The 3937-nt window shown below is 71.8% G+C and carries 3 protein-coding genes and 2 pseudogenes; 4 read left to right on the top strand and 1 reads right to left on the bottom strand.

The genetic code is table 11. The features are described 5' to 3' along the window. The 3 genes and pseudogenes from AOK08_RS41455 to AOK08_RS41445 all read left to right on the top strand — a co-directional run. A pseudogene (locus AOK08_RS41455) lies at nt 1–1147 on the top strand (GTP-binding protein); the annotation flags it as partial. Nucleotides 1148–1246: 99 nt separating this feature from the next. Then, nucleotides 1247–1906 carry a DUF4230 domain-containing protein gene (locus tag AOK08_RS41450; protein ID WP_055535694.1) on the top strand — a complete coding sequence of 220 codons (660 nt, stop codon included), beginning with the start codon at nt 1247–1249 and terminating at the stop codon, nt 1904–1906. A 273-nt stretch (nt 1907–2179) separates the two neighbouring features. Beyond that, a complete protein-coding gene (locus tag AOK08_RS41445) occupies nt 2180–2740 on the top strand; it encodes a VanZ family protein (RefSeq protein WP_079054581.1) in 561 nt (186 codons plus the stop codon). Nucleotides 2741–2769: 29 nt separating this feature from the next. Here AOK08_RS41445 and AOK08_RS41440 read toward each other — a convergent pair whose 3' ends face one another. Further along, nucleotides 2770–3015 carry a hypothetical protein gene (locus AOK08_RS41440; protein WP_055535692.1) on the bottom strand — a complete coding sequence of 82 codons (246 nt, stop codon included), beginning with the start codon at nt 3013–3015 and terminating at the stop codon, nt 2770–2772. A gap of 148 nt (nt 3016–3163) precedes the next feature. Between AOK08_RS41440 and AOK08_RS41435 the strand changes: the two are divergent. Beyond that, nucleotides 3164–3889: pseudogene (locus AOK08_RS41435) on the top strand (PHP domain-containing protein); the annotation flags it as partial. Between the last annotated feature and the right edge of the window lie 48 nt (nt 3890–3937).

Here is a 3937-nt window from a genome sequence, read left to right as displayed (position 1 = left end):
CCCCCGGCCCGCCCCGGCCGTCGCGGACGCGCCCGCTCGCGGCACGGTGTTCGCCGTACGCCCCGCACCGGACGGTGGGCGGACGGCGTATCTGCGGCTGTACGAGGGTGAGGTGACGGAGCGTCAGCGACTGACGTTCCTGCGGCGGGAGGCCGACGGCCGGACCACCGAGGTCCCCGGCCGGGTCACCGGTCTCGAAGTGATCGGCCGGCCCGGTCCGCTCACCGCCGGGAACATCGCCGCCCTGACCGGCCTCGGCACCGTCCGGGTCGGCGACCGCCTCGGTGAACTCACCTCCCGGACCCCGCAGTTCGCGCCCCCGACGCTGGAGACCCTGGTCCGGGCCGCGCGCCCCGAGCAGTCCGCGCGGCTTCGCTCGGCCCTGCTCGCCCTCGCCGACCAGGACCCGCTGATCCACGCCCGGCCGGCGGCCGACGGCGCCACCGCGCTGTTGCTCTACGGCGAGGTGCAGAAGGAGGTTCTCGCCGCCACCCTCGCCCAGGACCACGGCATCGACGCCCAGTTCGAGCCGAGCCGTGTCCGGTTCCTGGAGCGGCCCGCCGGCACCGGCGAGGCGTACGAGGAGAACCCGTGGGTCGACCGCGCCCGCTGCTTCGCGACGGTCGGGCTGCGCGTCGAGCCCGGGCCGCCCGGCTCGGGCGCCGAGTTCACGTACGAGACCGAACTCGGCGCGCTCCCCCGGGCGTTCCACCAGGCTATCGAGGACACCGTGCACGCGAGTCTGCTCTCCGGCCCGCAGGGGTGGCCGGTGACCGACTGCCGGGTGGTCCTCGTCCGCTCCGGGTTCATCGGGCCGCTCAGTACCGCCGCGGACTTCCGGACGCTCACGCCGGTGGTACTGCGCCACGCCCTGGAGCGGGCGGGGACGCGGGTGTACGAGCCGTACCACGCCTTCGAGTTGGAGATCCCGGCGACCGCGCTCGCGCCGGTGACCGGTCTGCTCGCGTCCCTCGGCGCGGAGTTCGGCCGGACCACGGGTGGTGGCACCGGTGGCGGCACGGGCTGGCGTATCACCGGTGAACTGGCGGCGCGGCGGGTGCGGGAGGCCGAAATGCGGTTGCCCGGGCTGACGCATGGGGAGGGGGTGTGGTGGTCGCGCGTCTCGGGCGACCGCGTGCTCCGGTAGGCCGCTTCCTCAATTGTCTCGATACGTCAACAGGGCGGTCTGGCAGGGCATTTGGCGGGCATCCGGTTGAGTACAACAGGAAGAAGGAGGTCCGTCGCCATGACGACGCCCATCAAGGCCGTGCGGCGCATGCCCCTCTGGGCCAAGGTGCTCAGTGGCGTGATTCTGGTTTTCGCGCTGTTGCTGGCCGGGCTCCGGCTGGCGGTCCTGCCGGTGCTGGGGGACATCTTCGGCGAGCAGACGCACGACCGTTCGGGACCCGCGCTCCTCGAATCCATCCAGGACATGAGCCGTTACGACGCGGCGTCCGGCAACTTCCAGGTCGTCGTGGACCTGGAGAAGGACACCAAGTACCTGCCCGACGTGATCAAGGGCAACCGGGTCCTCTATGTGGGTGCCGGGACGGTCGACGCCTATGTCGATCTCGGCAAGGTCGCGAAGAGCGACGTGACGGTCAACAAGGACCGCACCTCCGCGACGCTCCGGCTGCCGCACGCGGCGCTCGGCAAGCCCGCGCTGGACCCTGACCGGTCCTACGCGGTCTCCAAGCAGCGCGGAATCTTCGACCGGATCACCGACCTGTTCTCCGACAACCCGAACAACGAACAGGCCGTGCAGAAGCTGGCGGCCCAGCACATCGGCGACGCGGCGAAGGAGAGCGAACTGACCGTGCGTGCCGAGCAGAACACGACCAACATGCTCAAGGGCCTGCTCGGCTCTCTCGGCTTCACCGAGGTGACGGTGACGTACGGGACCTGAGCGGAGCCGGTCCGCCCGGGTCCCGCGACCCGGGCGGCCAGAGCGGCATCCTCGGCCCGTCCGGGGGTAACCGCCGTTGCACGGACACCAATTGAAGACCGGAGGACGTTGATGGCCCGATCAGCTCCGCGTGCCCTCGCCGCGCTGCGCAGGCGCCCCGCGAAGGCCGCGAGCGAGCCACCCGAGACACCGCCGAAGTCCGCCCCCGAGTCCCCACCGAGGTCCACGCCCGGATCGTCGTCGAAGTCACCGTCGAAGTCTCTGCCGAAGTCCCTGTCGAAGACGCGGTCGAAGACCGTCAAGGACCCGAAGGCCTCCAAGGCCCCCAAGCCCTCCCCGAATCCGGCGCCCGCGCAGGCTCGGCCGAAGCGCCGCCCGTTCGCCTTCCTGGCCCGGGCGCTGACGGTTCTGTGCGCCTTCGTGTTCATGGTGGCGTTCGCCGTGATCCTGGCCCGGCTGACCCTGGAGCCGTCCCCGGCGTCCGTGGCGCTGACCCACACCAACTTCCATCCGGGCCGCTCGCTGCGCGCCTACCTCGACCAGCCCGCGATGCGCGACGCCATCCGGCAGATCGGCGGGAACATCGTCCTCGGCGTGCCCTTCGGCATTCTGATGCCGGTCGTGGCGCCCCGGACTCGGGGGGTTCTGCGGGTGCTGTTCCTGACCGCGACCGTCATGCTCATGGTCGAGGTGGCGCAGGGGACGCTGATCACCGGACGCGCCTTCGACATCGACGACGTCATCCTCAACACCACGGGCGCGCTGATCGGTTACCTGCTCGTCGGGCGCCGGCTCAGCCGCGCGGTGCACGCGCCGAAGCACCGGCGGGCCTAGCCCGACGCCCGCCCGGTCACCCGGTCCGGCTATCTCGGCCGCGACCGCGACCAGGTGAACTTGTCGCCGCCGACCCAGCGGACCGTGTCCGGATCGTCGAGATCGTGAACCGTGATCCCGGCCGCGGCGGCGACCCTCAGCACATCGGTGAGGGTCCGCGCCGATCCGACCACCTCACCGTCGATCTCCACGATCCGGAACGGGGGGACGCCCGGCTGCACCCCGAGCACCATGATCCGCGGATGGGACATGTACGGGCTCGCTACTTCGGTCATGGATCGAGCGTAGAGCGGATCCGGCCATCGTGTACCGGCCACGGGCGGGTCCGGAACGGTCGCCTCCACGGCTCCGTGGTGCGGACCGGCCGGGCCCGCGCGACGCTGGAGGCGAAGGTGCCGAGCGGAGGTGACGAGGGGCATGGCGATGGATCCCGTCGAGGCGCTGGACCGGATCGCCTTCCTGCTGGAGCGCTCCCTGGCTCCCACCTATCGCGTACGAGCGTTCCGTACCGCGATCGACGTGCTCTCGGCGCTGCCCCCGGACGAGATCCGGCAGCGGGCCGACGCCGGCACGCTGGAGTCCCTCAAGGGCGTCGGCCCGAAAACCGCGCAGGTGGTGCGTGAGGCGCTGGCCGGGCAGGTGCCCGCCTACCTGGAGAAGCTGGAGCGCGAGCAGGGGGTGGCCCCGCCGCTGCGGGGCGGGGAGCGGCTGCGGGCGTTGCTGCGCGGGGACTGCCATCTGCACTCCGACTGGTCGGACGGCGGCAGCCCGGTCGAGGAGATGGGCCGCACGGCGGCGCGGCTCGGGCACGAGTGGGCCGTGCTGACCGATCACTCCCCGCGTCTCACGGTCGCGCGCGGTCTGTCGCCCGAGCGGTTGCGCGAGCAGTTGGCCCTGGTCGGGGAACTCAACGCGGCCTGGGCGCCGTTCCGGCTGCTCACCGGTATCGAGTGCGACATCCTCGACGACGGTTCGCTGGACCAGGATCCGGAGCTGCTGGATCTGCTGGACGTGGTGGTGGTGTCGGTGCACTCGAAGCTGCGCATGGACGCGCGTTCGATGACCCGCCGGATGGTGGCCGCCGTACGCGATCCGCGCTCGGACGTGCTGGGGCACTGCACCGGGCGGCTGCTCGCCGGGCCGGAGTCCCGGGGCGGCGGTGGCGGGCGGGGCCTGTCCCGTATACACATCTGACGC

Source organism: Streptomyces graminilatus (assembly GCF_001418565.1).
GTDB classification, from domain to species: Bacteria; Actinomycetota; Actinomycetes; order Streptomycetales; family Streptomycetaceae; genus Streptomyces; species Streptomyces graminilatus.
This window is presented reverse-complemented; position numbering and strand designations above follow the sequence as displayed.